Origin of the sequence: Paenibacillus sp. BIHB 4019 (assembly GCF_002741035.1) — a bacterium.
Taxonomy (GTDB): domain Bacteria; phylum Bacillota; class Bacilli; order Paenibacillales; family Paenibacillaceae; genus Pristimantibacillus.
In genome coordinates this window covers 3,876,510-3,895,262 of sequence record NZ_CP016808.1, presented here as the reverse complement: position 1 = coordinate 3,895,262, position 18,753 = coordinate 3,876,510, and the positions used below count along the sequence as shown (strand labels likewise).

Here is an 18,753-nt window from a genome sequence, read left to right as displayed (position 1 = left end):
CGACGCCTGATCGGGCTGCTGCTTTATATACTAAATGCTAAACCGAGGTGCGATAGGTACGATCGGCATTCGTTTCATCGGCAATTTGCTCAATCCATTGAACAATCTGGTATTTACACCGCTCATTCATGGCGATAGAAGCGCCACGGCTCCATCCTTCCATTGTTAGCTGCGATAAGCTTTGCTGTAGGCTCAGCTCTCTTAGTGCCTGCCAAGTTACCAGCATATGCGGATGCTTGCCCTGCAATGCTAGAATCGTATTCCGATCCTCCGTCATGGATGTCCTGGCCAGCACAATCAATGGCTTCCCTAGCGAGACCGCCTCTCCGACTACACCCCAGCCTGGCTTCGAAATGATGAGATCCGCCGCCGCCGCGTAATTTTGCGATTCGGTGTAGCCTTGCGGAATTCGGAAAATATTCGGCCCATTCACCCGCATATTTTCCGATACGATAAATACATAGGACTGATCGTTCCACAGAGAAAGCGAGTCCAGCGCTTCTGTCTCTATTCCCATGCCTAGGGCAAAATAAACGATCGTTTTGCCGCCGTCCGGATTCAGCTCCCGCACGATCCGCTGCACCTCAGCCGCTTGCGGCGTTCGGCAATAAAAGCCTGCCTCCGGCCCGCCACCCGCTGCCCATTTCCGTTCCTCAGTACCCGATCCGGCAAGCGGAATAAAATAGTCCAGCTGTTCATACGCCTGGCGCAGCGGCGCCAACTGCTCCCGCTCCACAAAAGCCGCATATGCGGTATGCCAGGTGAAGTTGGATATGCCCACCGATTTCACTCCTGCAAGCGAGGCTGCAGCAATCGGAATCGGAGAAATATCCGAAATGACCATATCCAGCCGCTCACTCATCATAAAATCGGCTTCTCGCCTTACCTCAGCTGAGAACCCAGCCATATATTGCTCATAACCTAGCTTGAACCTTTCCTGATCAGGCTCAACCGAGCCTGTTCCTCCGCCAAGCACATAGCCAAGATCCGATGAACAGCTGCGGAACTCTATCCGTTCCGGGCTATATTCAGCGCTGTATTCCGCTAATGAAGCCTGAATAAAGGAAAGCGTTTTGCCCGAGCAGATTATGAGCCGGTAACGCCGCGGCGAATAAAGCAGCAGCGTTCGAATAAGCGCAATGCTGCGCGTTGCGTGGCCATAGCCATAATCCGAAATATAATAGCCAATCGTTGTTAAACGGCCGTTCGTGCCGCGAGCGCCAGGCATGGTTATACCTTAATGCAATGCTCGGACACTTCGTCCCAGGTATGATAAATTTCCACAACCTGATTGCGCTCCTCAGCCATGCCGCTTTGCACGACTATAATCTCAAGCTCCGTCAATGCACGGATGCTGTGCAGCATCTTCATCGGAATATGCAGCACATTGCCCGCACCGACGCGCATAAAATTGCCATTTTGAATAAACTCGCCGCTGCCTTTGACGATGGTCCACACTTCCTCGCGCGCCGAATGCAGGCGATAGCTGAGGTTTTTGCCGAGCTGAATGCCTACGCGCTTCGTAGATACACAGCGGCCATCCTCATAAGTGCGGTCGTCAAGCACTCTGATCCAGCCCCATTGGCGCTCGATATACATCGGCCCCTGGTCGGAGCTGATAAAATCTTTAATGCGCGGACTCGCGCTTTTATCGGTCACCAATATGCCATCGGGACTCACCGCGACTACAACATTTGACAAGCCGAGAATGGAAACGGGGATATCGATTTCATTAATCAGATGCGTGTTAATGCAATCCTCGCTGATAATGCCTCTGCCTATTTGCTTGTTCTGCATTTCTTCGGTCAGCGTATTCCACGTGCCAAGGTCTTTCCAGTAGCCCTCATAAGGCAGAACGACGATGCTCGACGCCTTCTCGACTACTTCATAATCAAAGCTGATTTTCGGCAGCAGCTGGTATTGCTTCGCAAGCTCCTCATATTGAATCGGCAGCCCTCTGCTCGCCAGCAGCTCAATCACATAACCCAGCTTGAAGGCAAAAACGCCACAATTCCAGAAGGCATTGTCGGCAATAAGCCGCTCAGCGATTTCCTCCGTCGGTTTTTCCCGGAAGTGGCTGACCGCAACATATTCACCGTCTGCCTTGCTTGGCATCGCCGTACCCGCTGCTGTTGAAGCAGCCTTTTCCGGTATAATATAGCCGTATTTGGACGACGGATACGTTGGTTTCACGCCAATGAGCGCAATCTCGGCATCCGAGCGGTTCAGAACCTCCTCCAGTTGCTTTACCGCTTCAAAAAAATGGCTTTCCACATAGGGATCAACGGGCAAAATCGCCACTGCCTCATCCAGCCCTACTCCCGCATGGGAATATAGATAGGTGGCGGCCAGCGCTATCGCCGCGAATGTATCCCGCCGATCCGGCTCGATAATGAGCGGAACGTCCAGTGAAATTTGGGTCTGCATCATTTCGATTTGGGCCTGGCTCGTCGCAATATAACTGGAATCGCCCAAGCCATTTTCATTAATTTGTCCCCATACACGCTGCACCATGGAAACCATTTCCTGGTTCTCATTTTCCAGCACCTTCAGAAATTGCTTCGATCTCGCATCATTCGATAACGGCCATAGACGCTTGCCTGAACCTCCGGACAATAATACCAGCTTCATCATGGATTCCTCCCATTCTTATATTGAAAGCAGCAGCTTGCGATACTTATTAAGCGATATTTCCTTGCGCAAATGCGCCTCCAAATAATCCCGGCCACTGAGCCCCAGCTCCTCCAGCTCCGCGCCGCCAAGCTCAATCATCGCATTCAGCTTTCGCGCAATTTCCGTGTACTGCTGCGGCTCCGCCACGATGCCGCAGCCGCTCTCTTCAATAATCCGGTGCGCCTCGCTGCCCTGCTCCAATACACCTAGAACCGGCTTGCCTGCAGCCATGACACCATAAATTTTGCTCGGAACCGACACGCCCTTGATGCCCTTCTGGTTCACGACGAGATGCACATCCGCCGCATTAAGCGAATACCTGAGCTGCTCCTTCGGCTGAAAAGGCAAAAAGGCAACGTTCGCGAGCCGCTCCCGCTGCACATAATCCTGCATCTGCTTCTTTACAGCGCCTTCGCCGATGAAGGCGAAAATAACATTCGGGTAATCCCGAAACCGGCTCGCAAGCTCAACCAAATTTTCCAAGTCATAATACAGGCCTAAATTTCCTGAATACATAATAACGAATTTATTTTGCCAATCATGCTCGCGAAGAAACGCTTGAACCTGTGGATGCTCCTTGGATAGCGGAATAATTTCCTCTTCATTCGTCCAGTTGTTAATGACCGTATTGTCCGTCACTCTCCGGCTGGCAAAACGTTTAAGAAGGGTATCCTGCATGTCATAGCCAACCGTAATGATATGATCGGCGTATTTGCAGTTCAGGGTGTCCACCCAGCGCGCCAGCCCGAGCACCGCTTTATTGTTCATATAGCCTGCGGCTGCTGCCTGCTCAGGGTTGAAATCCTGAATGTTGTAAATATGCTTGGAGCGCTTAAGCGTCTTGCCAATGGTTCCGATCAATCCGCCCAAAATCGGCGGCTGCGATATCGTATAAATAAAATGAACCTTTTTCTGCTTCAGCAGCTGAATATTGGCATGAAAAAAGTAGGATGCGATATAACGCAGCCTACTCAGCTTGTTCCTTTTATCTACCTTAGGCAGACGAATGCGAATAATTTGAATGTCCTCTAACTGGTCATAGACGACCCGCCGTTTGTCACCCGCAGCTTCCGCTTCCTTCTCGCCCTGCTCGGACTGCGCCGCGATGACCGTGATGTTGAAATCATCCTGCAAATATAAGCACAGCTCCGTCAGCAGCTGCCCCGTAGAAGCGAAATCCGGATAAAAATAATTTATTACGAATACGATATTAGGCTTCATGCCATGACCTCTTTCGCGAATCGCTCTCTTAAATATTGCGCCGGATAACCGGCATGAATTTCATTGGCCGGGATGCTTTTCAGCACCGTGCTTCTTGCTGCCGCAACGGCCATTTCATGCAGGATGACACCGGGATAAACGAATACATCGCTCGCCACCCAAGCGCCGTCTTTAATAACAATCGGCCGAACCTCCAGCGAAAAAGCTGGATCATTGATTTTATGGCTGCCTGTGCATAAATAAGCATTTTGCGAAATGACGCAGTGGCTGCCCACTACAATTTCATCCAAGCTATAAAACTGGACATGATCACCGATCCAGGAAAAATCGCCAATGCTGACCTTCCAGGGATACGTGAACTTGGCCGTTGAGCGAATTAAGACGTCCTTGCCGATATTCGCGCCAAACAGACGAAGCAGAAAGCTTCGCCACGCATACATATTGTGCAGGGAAAACCGGAACAGCGTGCCTTGAATGAGCCACCATAACAAAACATAAGCGCCGCTTCTGCCCCTTGAATAGCCAGCCTGCTCATACTGGTCCAAGCGAATGAGATTTTTCATCCGATGTTCAACAACTCCTCATAAACCGCCGTCGTTCGTTTCACATATTGCTCCCGGGTGAAGGATTGCTGGAGCAGCGAATAGCCTTCTTCCCCCATCAGCTTGTAATTTTGTTCAAAAATGCTCGTTATCGCCTTTTGAAGCGCCAGCTCATCCTGCGGCGGCACAAGCAGGCCGTTCGCCCCATTCAGCATTTCTGGCACGCCGCCAACATCGGTCGCTACGATCGGCAGCGAAGCCGCCATCGCTTCCAGCAGCACCGTCGGAAAAATATCATAGACTGACGGCAGCACGAACAAATCCGCCTGCTGCAGCAAATCGGCAACATCCCTGCGCATGCCGAGGAAATGCACATTGTCGAGCTTATATTGCAGGGCCATAGCAAGCAAGCCTTGCTTATATTCCTGATCCGTATCGAAGGCAACATCGCCTACGATGACAAAATGCAGGTTTTGCTCGACTTTCTTCCTCTTCATCAAGTGCGCAGCCTTGAGCAAATATTCAATGCCTTTCATCGGCGACAGCCTTGCCACCGTAATGACGATGCGGTCTGTCTCGGCCAAATTCAGCTCCTCGCGCAGCTGGCTGTGGGCCGTTTCACTAAGCGCGGGGGTCGCGGAGGGCGCGATCACCTCAATGCCATTATGTATTTTGATCAGCTTCTTTGACGTATGGCCGCCCCACTGAAACATGATTTTGCTGCGTTCGCATAAGACGATAATGCGGTCATTGAACAGATGGTCCAGATAGCCGACAAATTTATAGGCGATCAGCGGCTTTCTAGGCAGCTCATGAACGGTTTGCAGCGTAGGAATACCGAGCATTTTACCGACAATATTGCCGCCAATGACTTCCATTTTATGCGAATGAATAAGCTTAATTTGATACTGCTTGACGATTTTTCGCAGTGCCCGCATCGATTTTACAAGCATAACCATATTGCGAAAATAATAAAGCGCATCGGTCGGCTTGCCGAAGACGGCAAGAGCTGCGAACAGCACCGTTGCTCCGCTCGCCTCATATTTCTCCACATAAGGGCTCCATTCCGGCAGCACCACATAAGGCTTGTATTTCGCCTGATCCAGACCTTGAACCAGCTGCAGCAGCACCGTATCCACACCGCCGACATGGCTTGCATACGGCTGAATATAAAGAATATTTTCCACTTTCTATCCCTCCGTTGACAAAGCCCGGTTTACGGCAGATGATACGGCTCTGGCATAATAATTCGGGTGCATTTTGCGCCACAGCCCAAACTTCAGCTTCCAGCTCGACTGAATATACCGTTTGTTTGCGAACACCCAGTCCATCGATTCCTTTAAGTTTTGCGGATCAAGCGGATCAATAATGAGGCCATTTTGCTTATCGACGATAATGTCCTTCGTTGCTCCCGCGTATTTGGACGCCAGGACAAACGTATTCGTGCTTAACGCCTCGTTGACGACGAGCCCCCACACCTCGATTAAGGAAGGGAAAATCAGGCAATCGGCTTCCACCAAATATCCAATCAGCTCATTTTTCTGCTTATAGCCTTCGAAGCTGATCTGCCCCGTTAGCCCATATTGCTCTACACGTGCCTTGAGCTTCTGCTCATCCGGACCGGAGCCGACAATGGTCAGCTGCCAGGCCGCATCGCTATGCGTCTGCTGGATGGCATCAATAATTTGCGCGAGACCTTTGCGTTCAATCAACTGTCCAATGAAAAGCAGCTTGATCGGCCCCTCATCGCTGCGCAGCTTGCTCTGCTTATGCTCGGTATATTTTTTATGAAAAAATCGAATGTCCACCGTATTGTAGCCAATGACGATTTTATCCTTGCTGACGCCGTAATACTCCAGGCATTCTGCTGACTGTGTCCCATATGTAATAAAGGAATCCGTTAGCTTGAAAAACACTTTGCGCACCGTGTTCACCAGTTTATTCTGTACGCGGCTGCTTTCCAGCGTGCTGCCCCACCAGACGATAAATTTCTTCCGGAACAGCTTGCTGTAAAACAGCGCTGACCAATAGCCAGGCGAATCGTAGCCGGAGGTGATAACGACATCGGGATTATGCTTCATCAGCCGCCAAAAAATGCCGGGATTAATATGAACGCCCATATCCAGCTTTTGAATAAAAGCATGGACGCCCGGCAGACATTTGTACGCATATTCGATTTCGCCATAATCAATATCCCACTTGCGATTCTGCTCCTTCTCCTCCAAATACCAGACCGTCAGGCTCGTATTGTCATCACGATGCAGCTTGTTTAATACGGGTATGCGATAGGGCGCAATCGTATTGGTTAGAAGAAGTACCTTGTTCATATCAATCTCCCTTTTTCTGAAGTACAGCTGAATTTATAGCACGCAGATTTAGGCCCAAATTTTTGTTCAAGCCTAGGCTCTTGTTCAAACTATTATTCGAAATTGCTGGCTGCGTCTGGTCTGACTGTGGATCTGGGGCAGCACCTGAGCCTGCACTTTTTTTTGTAGACTTCATTATCCGGCCGTACGTAAAATACGCCGCCAAAATAACGAAAAAATATTTATTTTCCGTATAGCTCCAACTGAACTGCAAACTCCATAAATTCAGCATCAATAGCGAGACCAGAATAATTTTCGTATAATCGGCCGCTACCCAAATCGTCTTAATAAAATCAATAATAAACAGCGCGACCATCACGACCAAAATGAGGAACAGCACACCGCCATTTTCGCCAAGCACATCAATAAACATATTGTGAGAGGACACGACAGGCGTAACGCCGTTAATGCCCGCCCCCAGCAGCGGATTATCGTAAAAAGAGTCCATATACAGGTCCTGGATAAAATAACGCCTCATCCCCGACTGGTCATCATCTCCGGCTGAATTCATCAGGCGATTGTAGAAATAATCAAATTGGTTTTTAACAAACGGCAGCTGCGACAGCAGCACAACCGAAAAACCAAGCGTAACGAGCAGCTTGAGCTTTAATTTGCGCAAGATTAGCGGCAGCAGCATAACTAGCGTAAGCAGCAGCGCCACAAGCGGCCCACGTGAGGCACTAATAATGATGCACATTAAGCTCGAGGAAATAATAATAATCGCCAGCAGGCTGTTTATTTTTTGCTGCAATAGCTGAATAAAAGCAAGCAGCAGCACAACAACACCCGTCATCGCCATCGGCAGCGGATGCACATTAAAGAAGGCATAACGCCCGAGAGGCGCACCCGACAGCACAAAGTCAATGATGATATACAACTCAACTCCAAACCAGCTGTACAAAATATACGCTAGCAGCTTGTCGATATCTTCCTTCGTCTGCATCACAATTCGGGAAATGAGCATCAGCCCGACACTAAACAAAATAAATCGCGACATTTTGCCAATTGCAAACACGGTGTATTCCGAATACAGCACGCTTATAAGGACTACCGCGCTCCAGAACAACGTAATAAAGTCGCTTTTCACAAAATGGATAGGTGCATGGTGGAACAAGACCTTGAAAAAACAAATGATATACAGCGCAATGTAGCTTAACAGCGTAATATCCATAACGGGTGAGACTGTCCCCGACCCGCCTTTAATAATGTTGGTGACGGGCAGAAGAGCAATCAGGAAGATAGCGATATTGAAGCTGCCGGCGCTTTTAATCAGGCTGTTTTGCATAAGCGCACCTCTATTGTTGGAGTTAATATGGATACCCGAAAAAGAAGTAAAAGTAGAAGCTTAAGCGCCTAAAGCAAGCTGTTTTTTCTCCGGCTCAGCGCCTTTGAGACTCTTGGCGATCGTAATAACAAGCGCAACATAAATGAGCGTTGAAGCAATTAATAGGCCCATTCCCCCTGCCCATACATGCAGGGCATAAAATACAAGCAGCACAGCAATGGGAAAGATCGTTTTTTTGAAATCTTGCTTGCGCGGCGCCGCTTTCAGCGTCATAAAGGAATAAACCAGCAGCACCAGCGTCGTAACCAGCGTACCAATCAAACTCGCAGCAATTAGTCCATACACTTGAAAATAAACGACGCCAACAATCGCCAGCGGCACATAAATGGCCAGCTGTACATATGAGGTTAAGGTAACAATCCTCGGCTTGCCTACTGCGCGAAGGAGAACAACGGCAACATTCATGACGCCTGCAAGACTGGCCGTTACAAGCATAAGCCCCAGCAGCGGAGCGATATCCAGCCACTCCTTACCAAGCAGCAGCTCGACGAGCCATTCTACATTCAAATAAAAATACGCAGAGGTTACAGCCGAAAAAGATAGGATAAGCAGCAGCATTTGCATAAACTGCACCTTTAGCTGGCTATGATCCTCCCGATTAAGCTTGGAAAGCACCGGAAAAAAATATTGCCCTAGCGCATAAGACGCATCGCTGATGCTCATTTGGCTGAGCTTCTGCGACGTCTGGTATAGACCGAGCATCGTCGTTCCCAGAAAGCGGGAGGCAATAACCTTATCCAATTGGTAGAGAACAAGCGTCGAAATGCTGTTTGCCCAAATCCATTTGCCGTATTTGCGTATATCGGCGATGCTGCCCATATCGCGGCTCAGCTTCGGCATATCCTTGAACCAGACGAAGGAAGCCGTACAGCGGAACAACTGGGCGATAAGCTGGCCGGCGATGACGCCAATTGGCGAATTCAGCACAACGACGAGCATGACGGATAAGCTTAAATCCAGCATAATCGTAATCAGCTGCAAAATGCCCGTCGAGCGAAAATCCTTATGGCGCATTCGCTCATACCATTTAATGCTGACTGCATTGGTTGCGAGCGGAACGCCCGCTGCCAGCAGCAGCAAGGACGTCGCACGCCCCTCGCCGAACAACTGCGCAATATAAGGCGCGGTTATGAGCAGTACGAGGCTGATGCCTACGCCTCTTGCCAGCATCATCGTCCAAAGCGCATTTTTCTGCTGATGGTTCAAGTCTTCTTTCCTCTGAATGATCCCTTCCATGACGCCAAGCTGCGTGAGCAGCTCAATAATCGAAAGGCTCACGAGCGCAATGCTGACCAAACCCATCTCAGCCGGACCGAGCATGCGGGCAATAATGAGAAACTTGACGCCCGTCAGCACCTTCGTCACAAACTGCTGGATAATGACCCAGAACGGATGGTCCTTCGCTTGCAAGATTTGCTTTATTTTGCCCATAAGCCTACCCATTCCTACTCATCATAATGTCTTCCTTCATTTGATCGTGATAATGTGTAAAGCCGGATATTTGGCTGGAAATGATTTTGCCCAGCACCTTAATTTTCGTTTCCAAAGGCAGAAAACGGTACATATACGCCGAAATGCGATTATTCTCTTCCGTGAACAAAATATCCTGGGCGAAATTGCCCCATTTGTCCGCCGGCATTAAATTAACAACCATGCCGCCAAGCGCGGAGGGCAGCAGCATATTGGAACCGTGCACCCCGACAATGACCGCGCTGGATGCATAAATCTCGCAAGCCTTCAGCTCCGCTTCCAGATTGAATTTGCTTACACGGCAATCATCAATCCAATCCGGAAAAGCGAAGGAGCGTCCAAGGCCGACTACGCTGAACTTGACGTCCTTCTCCTGCTTTCTAATTTTGCTGAAAAGCTTGACGATCTTGTTGCGCTGCGACCAAATAATCGGCTTAAGCAGCATGCGCAGCAGCTTATAGCGCTTCGCCGCTTTAATGACATAAGGATTATCGAGCCATACCCGGTCCTCACGCCAAATAAAAGTAATTCGCGTCGGCCCAGGCTGGGGCTCCTCCATCTGAAACGGACGCATTTTCGTAAAATGCTCAATATTGAACCGGCTCGGATGCGAATACGCTCTGCTGACGAAAACCTGCTCAAAACGCTCGCATTGCGCTGAAATTTGCTCATCCAGCTGTGGATAAAACTGCTGCGCCTTGGAGAGCGGCACATTGACCGTCCACACCTCAGCTGCATAATCCGGTACCATCCATTTCATAAACGACTGCACGAGGACGATGATGCCAATGTCCGGATTTTCGATACGTTCACGTTCAGCGTTCAACAGCTTGAGCAGGGAATGACCGTAGAGAAAGTCGATGCAGTTAATGATGACCACATCACGGCAAGCCTCTCTAATCTCTACCTCAAGCCTGGCCTGTTCATCAGCAGCTGGATGCTGGAGGCTATGAAGCAGCGGATTGCCGAGCCAGCCTTTGGATTCCTCATGGCCACTGAGCGTGTACGACGCCCGGTCAATTAAATAAGGATAAGTCGTCGCATGACCCACTTTCAAATCCTCCACATATTCGCCGCCGCAGGCAGGGCAGCACGCTTCCACGCATACATGAATGCCCTGCCACAGCACTCGTTCGTTGGCAAGAACAACGCCGCAATGCCGGCAAATGCCTTCATGCTCGATTACCGGTTTAATTTTAATCATCACTCACTCCAGCTTTCTTCAAAAATAAAGAGCGGCAGATTTGCTCTGCCGCCCTGTTCTGCTTTTTATTAAACGCCTGCTCCTGCTGCGCCAATCAAGCTGTTGTTATAGGCTGTTTCTGCACGAACCCGTTTCAAATCCTCATCTACCATCATATGAATCAACTGCTGAAAACCAACCTCCAGCTCCCAGCCAAGCTGCTCTTTCGCTTTTGTGCAATCACCCAGCAGCAGATCGACTTCTGCCGGACGTACAAATTCAGGATCAATGACGACATATTTGCTGTAATCAAGCCCCACATAGGAAAACGCAACCTCCAGCAGCTCGCGAACCGTGTGCATTTCCCCCGTCGAAATAACGAAATCATCCGCTTCATCCTGCTGGAGCATCAGCCACATTGCTTTAATATAATCTCCTGCGTAGCCCCAATCGCGCAGCGCATCCAAATTGCCCATGCGCAGCTCATTTTGCACACCGAGCTTAATGCGGGCTACGGCGTCCGTTACTTTGCGCGTTACGAACTCCAGGCCGCGCCGAGGCGATTCATGGTTGAACAAAATGCCCGAGCAGGCGAACATATTAAAGCTTTCGCGGTAATTGACCGTAATCCAGTGGCCATATACTTTGGCAACGCCATAGGGACTGCGCGGATAAAAAGGAGTCGTTTCCTTTTGCGGCGTCTCTTGCACCTTGCCATACATTTCGCTGCTGGATGCTTGATAGAAACGCGCTTCCGGCTTAACGATGCGCACGGCTTCCAGCATATTGGTAACCGCAAGCGCCGTCAGCTGCGCGGTAGCGAGCGGCTGTGGCCAAGAAGCGGCTACGAACGATTGAGCCGCCAAGTTATATACCTCATCCGGATCGGAAATGCGTACCGCTTCGATCAAAGAAGCAAGATCCGTCAAATCGCCGGAAATCCATTCGATCTGATTTTTAATATGTGCGACATTTTCATAGTTTGGCGTGCTTGTTCTTCTTCTCATGCCATACACCTTGTAGCCTTTTTCCAGCAAAAATTCTGCCAAATATGATCCGTCCTGCCCGGTTACACCAGTTACTAGCGCTCTCTTCATTTTCATTCCTCCAAAGGGATTATTGTATAAATGCAGGTTTGATAGCGTGATGAAAAAGAAGCTGCGCTGCATGAAAGGATGGGCTTACGATCGTCATTACCCTTGAATTTCTTCAAATGATCCCTAAAGGGGGAATTTCAAGGGTAAAAACGAACGCTGACGCTTCTCCAGCTCCATCCTTTCATTTCGCTGCGCTTTTTTTCATGAAACTTTTTACTGCATTAGTGGTTTACTAGAGCTTCCTTCTGATACGCGGCATATACCGATCGCAGACCTTCTTCCAGTGTAATGCTGGATTTCCAGCCGAGCCTGTTCAGCTTGGATACATCGACCAGCTTGCGCGGCGTTCCGTCAGCAACGGTAGTATTGAATGTAATTTCGCCTTCATATCCCACGATAGAACCGATCAGCTCGGCGAGCTCTTTAATTGAAATATCTTCTCCTACGCCAATATTGACGATGTCATTGCCTTCATAATGGCGCATTAAGTAGATGCAGGCATCCGCCAAATCATCGGAGTGAAGAAACTCGCGTTTCGGATTGCCGGAGCCCCATACTTCCACCGATGGCTGGCCGGATTGCTTAGCTTCATGAAATTTACGAATAAGGGCGGGCAGCACATGCGAAGTTTTTAGATCGAAGTTGTCGTTGGGCCCGTAGAGGTTCGTTGGCATAGCTGAAATGTAGGTTGTACCGTATTGCCGGTTATACGATTGGCACATTTGGATGCCGGCGATTTTGGCAATCGCATAAGGCGCATTCGTTGGCTCCAGCTCGCCTGTCAGCAAATATTCCTCTTTCAGCGGCTGCGGAGCAAATTTTGGATATATGCAGGTAGATCCTAGAAACAGCAGCTTGCCAACGCGCGTTTGATAAGCGGCATCAATCACATTCGTTTGAATGAGCAAATTATCGCGAATAAAATCGGCTGGGTAATCGTTGTTTGCCACGATGCCGCCCACTTTAGCCGCAGCGAGAAACACATAGTCGAAGGCTTCTTGCTCAAAAAAAGCGAGCACCTCATCCTTTTTGCGCAAATCCAGCTCCGCGCTAGTGCGGCAGACCAGATTTTGATAGCCTTGCTCGTGAAGGGCTCTGACAATAGCCGAGCCCACAAGCCCGCGATGTCCAGCCACATAAATTTTAGCTCCTAGTTCCATCCCTTTATTCCTCTCCCTTTTAGCGGGCTGTGCTTTTAGACCTTGTATTCTTGAAATGGAGGTTGAAAAAGACGAAGCGGAATGAAAAGCCTGGACTGGAGAAGCGTTAGCGTTCGTTTTTGACCCGAAATTTCCACCGCAGATGCGGTTTTAATTGAAGAAATTGAGGGTCAATGGCGATCGGAAGCCAGGCTTTTCATGCAGCGAAGCTTCTTTTTCATGCAGCCTTTTCACAATATGGGTTTAATAGCCCCGCCCCTAATATGCATCCTTTGAGCCGAACATCACCTTAACAGTCAGCAAAATAATTTTAATATCAAAAATAATGCTTCTTTGCTTAATATATTGGAGGTCAAGCTCCACCATTTCATGAAAATTCAGTTCATTTCGGCCGCTCACCTGCCATAAACCGGTACAGCCAGGCGTAACGCGCAGCCGCAGCTTGTCATAGCTGCTGTAGCTTTCGACTTCCCGCGGCAGCGGCGGACGAGGACCGACAAGCGACATATCTCCGCGCAGCACGTTCCAAAACTGCGGCAGCTCATCAATGCTCGTTTTTCGTATAAAACGGCCAATCTTCGTAATGCGCGGGTCTTCCTTCATTTTGAACATCGCGCCTTCTACTTCATTTTGGCTAAGCAAGTCCTCCAGCATCTCTTCGGCATTGGACACCATGGAGCGGAATTTATACATCTTAAACGTGCGTTCATTACGTCCAACCCTCGTCTGGTAAAAGAAGATTTTGCCGCGCGGGTCCTCCAGCTTGATGAGAACAGCCACGAGAATCAGAATCGGCGATAATATCATAATGCCTGTAGCTGCCCCGATAATATCCACTGCCCGCTTTGCCATTAAATAGAGGCGTAGCGACTTTCTTTTTTCATAGCTTGCATTAAAACCGCCTTCCAATACGGCCCTGGCATCATTGCGCTGCGGGGATGGGGGCATTCGCAATCACCTCGATTAAATAGTAGAATAACGATTTCAATACTTGGAAAAATAGCAAGCGTGCGGCGCTAGTTTGCTTTAATCAGCTGCTCTCTGACCAAAATGTCCTCCAGAACGGATAGCAGCTGGCCGCGAAGCTCTTGATTTTGCAAGGCGAAATCAAGTGTCGTTTTAATAAAACCGAGCTTTTCGCCGACATCGTACCGAATGCCTTCGAAATCATAAGCATAAACGCCCTGATGCTCATTGAGCTTCTGAATCGCGTCTGTAAGCTGGATCTCGCCGCTGACGCCCTCTTCCTGCTTTTCCAGAAAGCCAAATATTTCAGGGGTTAATATGTATCGCCCCATAATAGCCAAGTTCGATGGCGCCTGGCCTCTCGCCGGCTTTTCCACAAAATGGTTCACCTCATAGAGGCGGTCAAATTTTTCTAAAATGTCTACGATGCCGTAACGATCCGTCTGATCATCGGCCACCGTCTGGACGCCAATTACTGATTTTTGCGTTTTTTCATATTGCTCGATGAGCTGCTTCACGCAAGGCACTTCCGCTTGGACGATGTCATCTCCGAGCAGCACCGCAAACGGCTCATTGCCGATAAAATTGCGTGCACACCATACGGCGTGGCCAAGCCCCTTTGCTTCCTTCTGCCGGATATAATGAATGTCAACATTGGAGGAGCGCCTGACTTCATCCAATAGGTCGAACTTGCCTTTGCTGAACAAGTTGTTCTCCAGTTCGAACGCATGGTCAAAATGGTCTTCAATCGCCCGCTTGCCCTTGCCCGTTACAATAATGATGTCTTCAATGCCTGACGCCACCGCCTCTTCGACGATGTACTGGATCGTTGGCTTATCCACAATTGGCAGCATTTCCTTCGGCATAGCTTTCGTTGCTGGCAGGAAACGTGTTCCGAGCCCTGCTGCAGGTATGATTGCTTTTTTGACCTTCTTCATCTTCCATCACCCTATCCCTATTTATTCTTTATCTATGAATGCCATTCTTAGAAGTTAAAAATGCTAGTTATTGCCTCTTATTTTAGAAGGCAGGTGAAGAGGGCAAGCGGAGTAAAAGGTTTGAGCTGGAGAAGCTACAGCGTTCGCTTTTGCTCTTGAATTTCTACCGCTGAAGCAGTAATTTCAAGAACATTCAAGAGCAATAGCGATCGTAAGCCAAACCTTTTACGCAGTGATGCTCCCGTTTCACCTGACTGCTATATAACAAAAGGCAATAACTATTATTTTTAACAGGGCATTTAACCCTTCCTCACATCACACCCTCGACAATCATGTCTAAGGTCGCTTGACCCACAGCGTGACCGAGTACCTACCCTGATAAAGGTGTTATAGGCATGACCTGAGCCGGGGGCTCCCTCATTCGTTTACCTTTTTGAAAAACAAGCTATGGCTTGCAGCTTAAGATTTTGCTGTTTCATAATATTGCAGCTGAATATCCTCGCTGTCCTTCGGATTGATTTTATTCATGACGACTCCGACAATTTGCGCCTGAACGCGATCAAGATTCGCCTTCATCTTTTTGACCATTTCCTTCTTCACCTTGCCTGCCAGCACAACCAGCACGACGCCATCGCAAAACGCGCTTACGATAAGGGCATCGGTTACAGCGAGCACCGGCGGAGTATCGAATAAAATCACGTCATAATGCTCTTTCCACTCCTGCACGAGTGCTTTCATCCTATTTGAGCCAAGCATCTCGGAAGGATTCGGAGGAATCGGGCCGGATGTAATGACCGATAAATGCTCGACCATCGTATCCATGACCGCCTCCTGCCACGAAAATTGATTGGAAATGGCACTGCTGAGGCCGATGCGATTCGGCTTGTCGAACACCTGATGCAGGGACGGCTTGCGCATATCGGCATCAACCAACAGCACCTTGCGTTCCTCTTGGGCAATCGTGACCGCCAGATTGGTAATCGTCGTCGTCTTTCCTTCATCCGGCTGAGAGGAGGCAATCATTAAAATTTGCTTGGGCGTGTCGATTTCGGCATATTGGATGTTGGTGCGAAGCGTTCGGTAAACTTCCGAAATGGGAGAATTGGGATTCGTTAACGCTACTAAATTCGTCTCACTGGTTAATCGTCGCATGCTGCCCTTCACCTACCCCTTGGTTATTCAATACACGTTTGCGGGAAGGACGGACATCTTCCTTCGTCATCTTCGGTACAGAGGCAATGACCGGAATACCCAGCACCGCTTCAACCTCGGACTCCATCTTAAACGTGTCATCCAAATACTCAATCAGAAACACAAGTCCAATCGCCAGCATAAGCGCTGCTACAAAGCTAACCAGAATGACGAAAATGGGATTGTTGTTAATGGGATACGCAGCGGCCGCTTCATTCGCCTTATCCAGAACTGTAACGTTGTCGACCTTCATAATGAGGGGAATTTGTTCCTTGAACACAGTGGATACCGCATTGACCATTTGCGCGGCCCGTACATACGATTGATCGCGAATCAGCAAATCCATGACCTGCGAATTTTCAGCCGAGGAGACGGATATTCGCCCAGCCAGCTGTGCAGGTGTAATGTTCAGCTCGGGATAGCGCTGCGTTACCTGACTGAGTATCGTCTCTGATTTTATGATGACCTTGTACGAGTTGATCATCATAATATTCGTTTGCAGCGTTCCTACACTTGGGGAGAATTGGCCGTCAGGCAGGGCGGTTTGATTGACGAGCAGCCTGGCATGGGCTTGATAGATAGGGGTCGTAAAAAAGAAGCTTTTTACCGCTGCTGCTGCACAGGCGATAAGAACAATGACCGCAACCAGCCCTATTTTTTTTCGGATGATTTTCATATATTGTTTCAACTCCACTTTTATCCCTCCACAGGCTATCCGAATTTCTTTGTCTATTTCGAAAAAGCTGAAACTTGTCTCTTAGAGTCGAGCCATCTCATTAGCTGACATACTGACGTCACTCATCCACCCTTTCTCTATATTTCTACAACGTCTAACGTCCGATGCATGATACATTATGTATTTTTACAACCCTAACTTTACGATACAATACGTATCATGTCAATAGCTTTTTCACATATTTTCATAAAATTGCGTCAAAACGTAACTGAAAGCGCAATCCGAACAAAGAGAGCGTTTTCACTAAAAAACTCCGTATTCTCTAGGGAAAATGGGCCTTTTTCATAAATTAAACTAACTTATATGCGGAATTTATACATTTATTCCTGAAGGGAAGATGAGGAAAAGCTTAAAATATAACGAGGTAGATTTGCAGACAAAATTCGATACAATATGTATATAAAAGTAGATAGAAGGTCCTGAGACTAATGGCTTTGGCCAAAAGTGGTAGATGGGAATAATCGTGTTGAAGCAGCGTTAACCACACCTGTATATTGATCCCTAATCTGATCGCCACGTCTCCTATTTATTAATGAAGGCTTATAATTATCCACGTCAAAAAACAGGGCATGGGAACGAATATCGTCCCATGCCCTGTTTGCCGTCCTAACTAACTATGGTAAATGCTGCGGTACTCCTCTTAAAAAAAGTCCATCAAAAACGTCTTGTGCTGTGGTATCCGGCGTTCGAGCAGCGCAGCAGCTTCCGTATCGCCCGTTATCCGTCCCGCTTCTGCAAGCCAGGAGGCTTTACGGCCACCAAGCAGCAGCGCTGACAGGGTCTGGATATCTAAGGCTAGCTGCGGAACAGCCTGCGCTTGCTTGCTGCCCGGCTGTTCTTCGCCAGTTCTCGTCAAACGTGCCGACCCGGCTGCATCAAATGTTAACCGGAATTGTCCGTTGTTCCATTCGGCGTGCGCATCTGTAAGGTCAAGCTCCAATGCTTCTTCCTGCTCGCCGGAAGCGAAGGGATACTCGCTCACGAAAGCTTCCGCATCCACAATCCGCGTCATAAAATAAGACTGCAGCTCCTGCTTGATTCTCGGGTCCGGCAGCAGAAATGGCAGTGGATCATCGCTCGCCACCGTCACAGTAACTTCATCCAGCATGGAGTCATGATTGCTAATGAAGGTCCATATCGCAGTGCGAGCTTCCTCTGTTGGTACAGCCAGCTCGTGAATCGTCATTTTACGGTTTTCGATTTGATAGCTCACATATCCTGCCACCTCATCGTCCGCATTATAATATACGGCTGTATGGCCCGGCTTGTTGAGTATCCGTTGAGCCCACCACTCGGATGTTCTAACAAGCGTCCCTGTATACCGCGATACAAACTTGGCGTACACCTGATCCAGCAGCGCACTATCCACCTCTGCCAGCCGCTGCATTCGTCCGCTTGTCGCTTTACGCAGAGGAAGCTGGCCCGCTGCAATCGTATACGCCTTGCGTTCCACCGTCATCTCCCAGCCGAATTTCCGATAGAAGGCAAACGCAAACGGATGCAGCATGCTTACCGTCTGCCCCGCGCCCTTCATTAACTCAAGCGAGCGCTTCAGCAAATCGCTTACACAGCCAAGCCTTCTCGCCTCTGGCCATGTCGCCACTCCCGCGAGCCCGCCCATAGCGAACGGCTTGCCTTGCACCCATATTTCGAGCGGCAGCAAAGTAAGCGCCGAAAGCAGCTGCCCTTGCTCATCAAATGCGCCAAGCTCCTGCTCCGGGCGGAATTTTTGCTCGTCCTGCTCCCGCTGGCTTGGTGAAAGCTTAAATTGAAAGGCATACTCGGACAGCTTCAATCTTTCCTCAAAATGTTTAGCTTCCAGTGCTCTGATCTCCATCTCCAATTGCCTCCTTGTTTTCTCCTTT

The 18,753-nt window shown here is 49.0% G+C and carries 16 protein-coding genes; all 16 read right to left on the bottom strand.

Annotated features, from left to right (window positions below; all coding sequences use genetic code 11):
• Nucleotides 1–37: 37 nt before the first annotated feature.
• The gene (locus tag BBD42_RS16925; RefSeq protein ID WP_099519112.1) at nucleotides 38–1,228 is read right to left on the bottom strand and encodes a glycosyltransferase; all 1,191 of its coding nucleotides are present in this window, start codon (nucleotides 1,226–1,228) and stop codon (nucleotides 38–40) included.
• Between the two features lie 2 nt (nucleotides 1,229–1,230).
• Nucleotides 1,231–2,631, bottom strand: a complete 1,401-nt coding sequence (locus tag BBD42_RS16920) for a sugar phosphate nucleotidyltransferase (protein ID WP_099519111.1) — start codon at nucleotides 2,629–2,631, stop codon at nucleotides 1,231–1,233.
• A gap of 18 nt (nucleotides 2,632–2,649) precedes the next feature.
• A complete protein-coding gene (locus BBD42_RS16915) occupies nucleotides 2,650–3,894 on the bottom strand; it encodes a glycosyltransferase family 4 protein (protein ID WP_099519110.1) in 1,245 nt (414 codons plus the stop codon).
• The gene (locus BBD42_RS16910) at nucleotides 3,891–4,457 is read right to left on the bottom strand and encodes a WcaF family extracellular polysaccharide biosynthesis acetyltransferase (RefSeq protein WP_099519109.1); all 567 of its coding nucleotides are present in this window, start codon (nucleotides 4,455–4,457) and stop codon (nucleotides 3,891–3,893) included. Before BBD42_RS16910 ends, BBD42_RS16915 begins: the two co-directional genes overlap by 4 nt.
• Nucleotides 4,454–5,623 carry a glycosyltransferase family 4 protein gene (locus BBD42_RS16905; RefSeq protein WP_099519108.1) on the bottom strand — a complete coding sequence of 390 codons (1,170 nt, stop codon included), beginning with the start codon at nucleotides 5,621–5,623 and terminating at the stop codon, nucleotides 4,454–4,456. The genes BBD42_RS16910 and BBD42_RS16905 overlap by 4 nt, the downstream gene beginning before the upstream one ends.
• 3 nt (nucleotides 5,624–5,626) lie before the next feature.
• The gene (locus BBD42_RS16900; protein WP_099519107.1) at nucleotides 5,627–6,763 is read right to left on the bottom strand and encodes a glycosyltransferase family 4 protein; all 1,137 of its coding nucleotides are present in this window, start codon (nucleotides 6,761–6,763) and stop codon (nucleotides 5,627–5,629) included.
• 1 nt (nucleotide 6,764) lies between these two features.
• Nucleotides 6,765–8,087: an O-antigen ligase family protein gene (locus BBD42_RS16895; RefSeq protein ID WP_099519106.1), complete on the bottom strand. Its 1,323-nt coding sequence runs from the start codon at nucleotides 8,085–8,087 to the stop codon at nucleotides 6,765–6,767.
• Nucleotides 8,088–8,147: 60 nt separating this feature from the next.
• A complete protein-coding gene (locus tag BBD42_RS16890; RefSeq protein ID WP_172455525.1) occupies nucleotides 8,148–9,578 on the bottom strand; it encodes an oligosaccharide flippase family protein in 1,431 nt (476 codons plus the stop codon).
• A gap of 4 nt (nucleotides 9,579–9,582) precedes the next feature.
• A complete protein-coding gene (locus tag BBD42_RS16885; protein WP_099519104.1) occupies nucleotides 9,583–10,821 on the bottom strand; it encodes a hypothetical protein in 1,239 nt (412 codons plus the stop codon).
• Between the two features lie 68 nt (nucleotides 10,822–10,889).
• On the bottom strand, nucleotides 10,890–11,897 hold the full coding sequence (gene gmd, locus BBD42_RS16880) for a GDP-mannose 4,6-dehydratase (RefSeq protein ID WP_099519103.1): 1,008 nt from the start codon (nucleotides 11,895–11,897) through the stop codon (nucleotides 10,890–10,892).
• A 221-nt stretch (nucleotides 11,898–12,118) separates the two neighbouring features.
• Nucleotides 12,119–13,057, bottom strand: coding sequence for a GDP-L-fucose synthase family protein (locus tag BBD42_RS16875; RefSeq protein WP_099519102.1), 939 nt, complete (start codon nucleotides 13,055–13,057; stop codon nucleotides 12,119–12,121).
• Nucleotides 13,058–13,315: 258 nt separating this feature from the next.
• Nucleotides 13,316–14,005, bottom strand: a complete 690-nt coding sequence (locus tag BBD42_RS16870; protein ID WP_099519101.1) for a sugar transferase — start codon at nucleotides 14,003–14,005, stop codon at nucleotides 13,316–13,318.
• 68 nt (nucleotides 14,006–14,073) lie between these two features.
• Nucleotides 14,074–14,961: a UTP--glucose-1-phosphate uridylyltransferase GalU gene (gene galU, locus BBD42_RS16865; protein ID WP_099519100.1), complete on the bottom strand. Its 888-nt coding sequence runs from the start codon at nucleotides 14,959–14,961 to the stop codon at nucleotides 14,074–14,076.
• Between the two features lie 459 nt (nucleotides 14,962–15,420).
• Complete coding sequence (locus BBD42_RS16860) at nucleotides 15,421–16,113, bottom strand: CpsD/CapB family tyrosine-protein kinase (RefSeq protein ID WP_056041288.1); 693 nt, start codon at nucleotides 16,111–16,113, stop codon at nucleotides 15,421–15,423.
• Complete coding sequence (locus tag BBD42_RS16855) at nucleotides 16,094–16,846, bottom strand: YveK family protein (protein WP_099519099.1); 753 nt, start codon at nucleotides 16,844–16,846, stop codon at nucleotides 16,094–16,096. The genes BBD42_RS16860 and BBD42_RS16855 overlap by 20 nt, the downstream gene beginning before the upstream one ends.
• A gap of 682 nt (nucleotides 16,847–17,528) precedes the next feature.
• On the bottom strand, nucleotides 17,529–18,725 hold the full coding sequence (locus BBD42_RS16850) for a GNAT family N-acetyltransferase (RefSeq protein ID WP_099519098.1): 1,197 nt from the start codon (nucleotides 18,723–18,725) through the stop codon (nucleotides 17,529–17,531).
• Nucleotides 18,726–18,753 lie beyond the last annotated feature (28 nt).

Excerpts from the sequence above, each read along its gene's own strand:
- BBD42_RS16850 (WP_099519098.1), bottom strand. The coding sequence starts at position 18,725 with ATGGAGATCAGAGCACTGGAAGCTAAACATTTTGAGGAAAGATTGAAG.
- galU (WP_099519100.1), bottom strand. The coding sequence starts at position 14,961 with ATGAAGAAGGTCAAAAAAGCAATCATACCTGCAGCAGGGCTCGGAACA.
- BBD42_RS16900 (WP_099519107.1), bottom strand. The coding sequence starts at position 6,763 with ATGAACAAGGTACTTCTTCTAACCAATACGATTGCGCCCTATCGCATA.
- BBD42_RS16860 (WP_056041288.1), bottom strand. The coding sequence starts at position 16,113 with ATGCGACGATTAACCAGTGAGACGAATTTAGTAGCGTTAACGAATCCC.
- gmd (WP_099519103.1), bottom strand. The coding sequence starts at position 11,897 with ATGAAGAGAGCGCTAGTAACTGGTGTAACCGGGCAGGACGGATCATAT.
- BBD42_RS16895 (WP_099519106.1), bottom strand. The coding sequence starts at position 8,087 with ATGCAAAACAGCCTGATTAAAAGCGCCGGCAGCTTCAATATCGCTATC.
- BBD42_RS16885 (WP_099519104.1), bottom strand. The coding sequence starts at position 10,821 with ATGATTAAAATTAAACCGGTAATCGAGCATGAAGGCATTTGCCGGCAT.
- BBD42_RS16915 (WP_099519110.1), bottom strand. The coding sequence starts at position 3,894 with ATGAAGCCTAATATCGTATTCGTAATAAATTATTTTTATCCGGATTTC.
- BBD42_RS16920 (WP_099519111.1), bottom strand. The coding sequence starts at position 2,631 with ATGAAGCTGGTATTATTGTCCGGAGGTTCAGGCAAGCGTCTATGGCCG.
- BBD42_RS16925 (WP_099519112.1), bottom strand. The coding sequence starts at position 1,228 with ATGCCTGGCGCTCGCGGCACGAACGGCCGTTTAACAACGATTGGCTAT.
- BBD42_RS16870 (WP_099519101.1), bottom strand. The coding sequence starts at position 14,005 with ATGCCCCCATCCCCGCAGCGCAATGATGCCAGGGCCGTATTGGAAGGC.
- BBD42_RS16875 (WP_099519102.1), bottom strand. The coding sequence starts at position 13,057 with ATGGAACTAGGAGCTAAAATTTATGTGGCTGGACATCGCGGGCTTGTG.
- BBD42_RS16910 (WP_099519109.1), bottom strand. The coding sequence starts at position 4,457 with ATGAAAAATCTCATTCGCTTGGACCAGTATGAGCAGGCTGGCTATTCA.
- BBD42_RS16890 (WP_172455525.1), bottom strand. The coding sequence starts at position 9,578 with ATGGGCAAAATAAAGCAAATCTTGCAAGCGAAGGACCATCCGTTCTGG.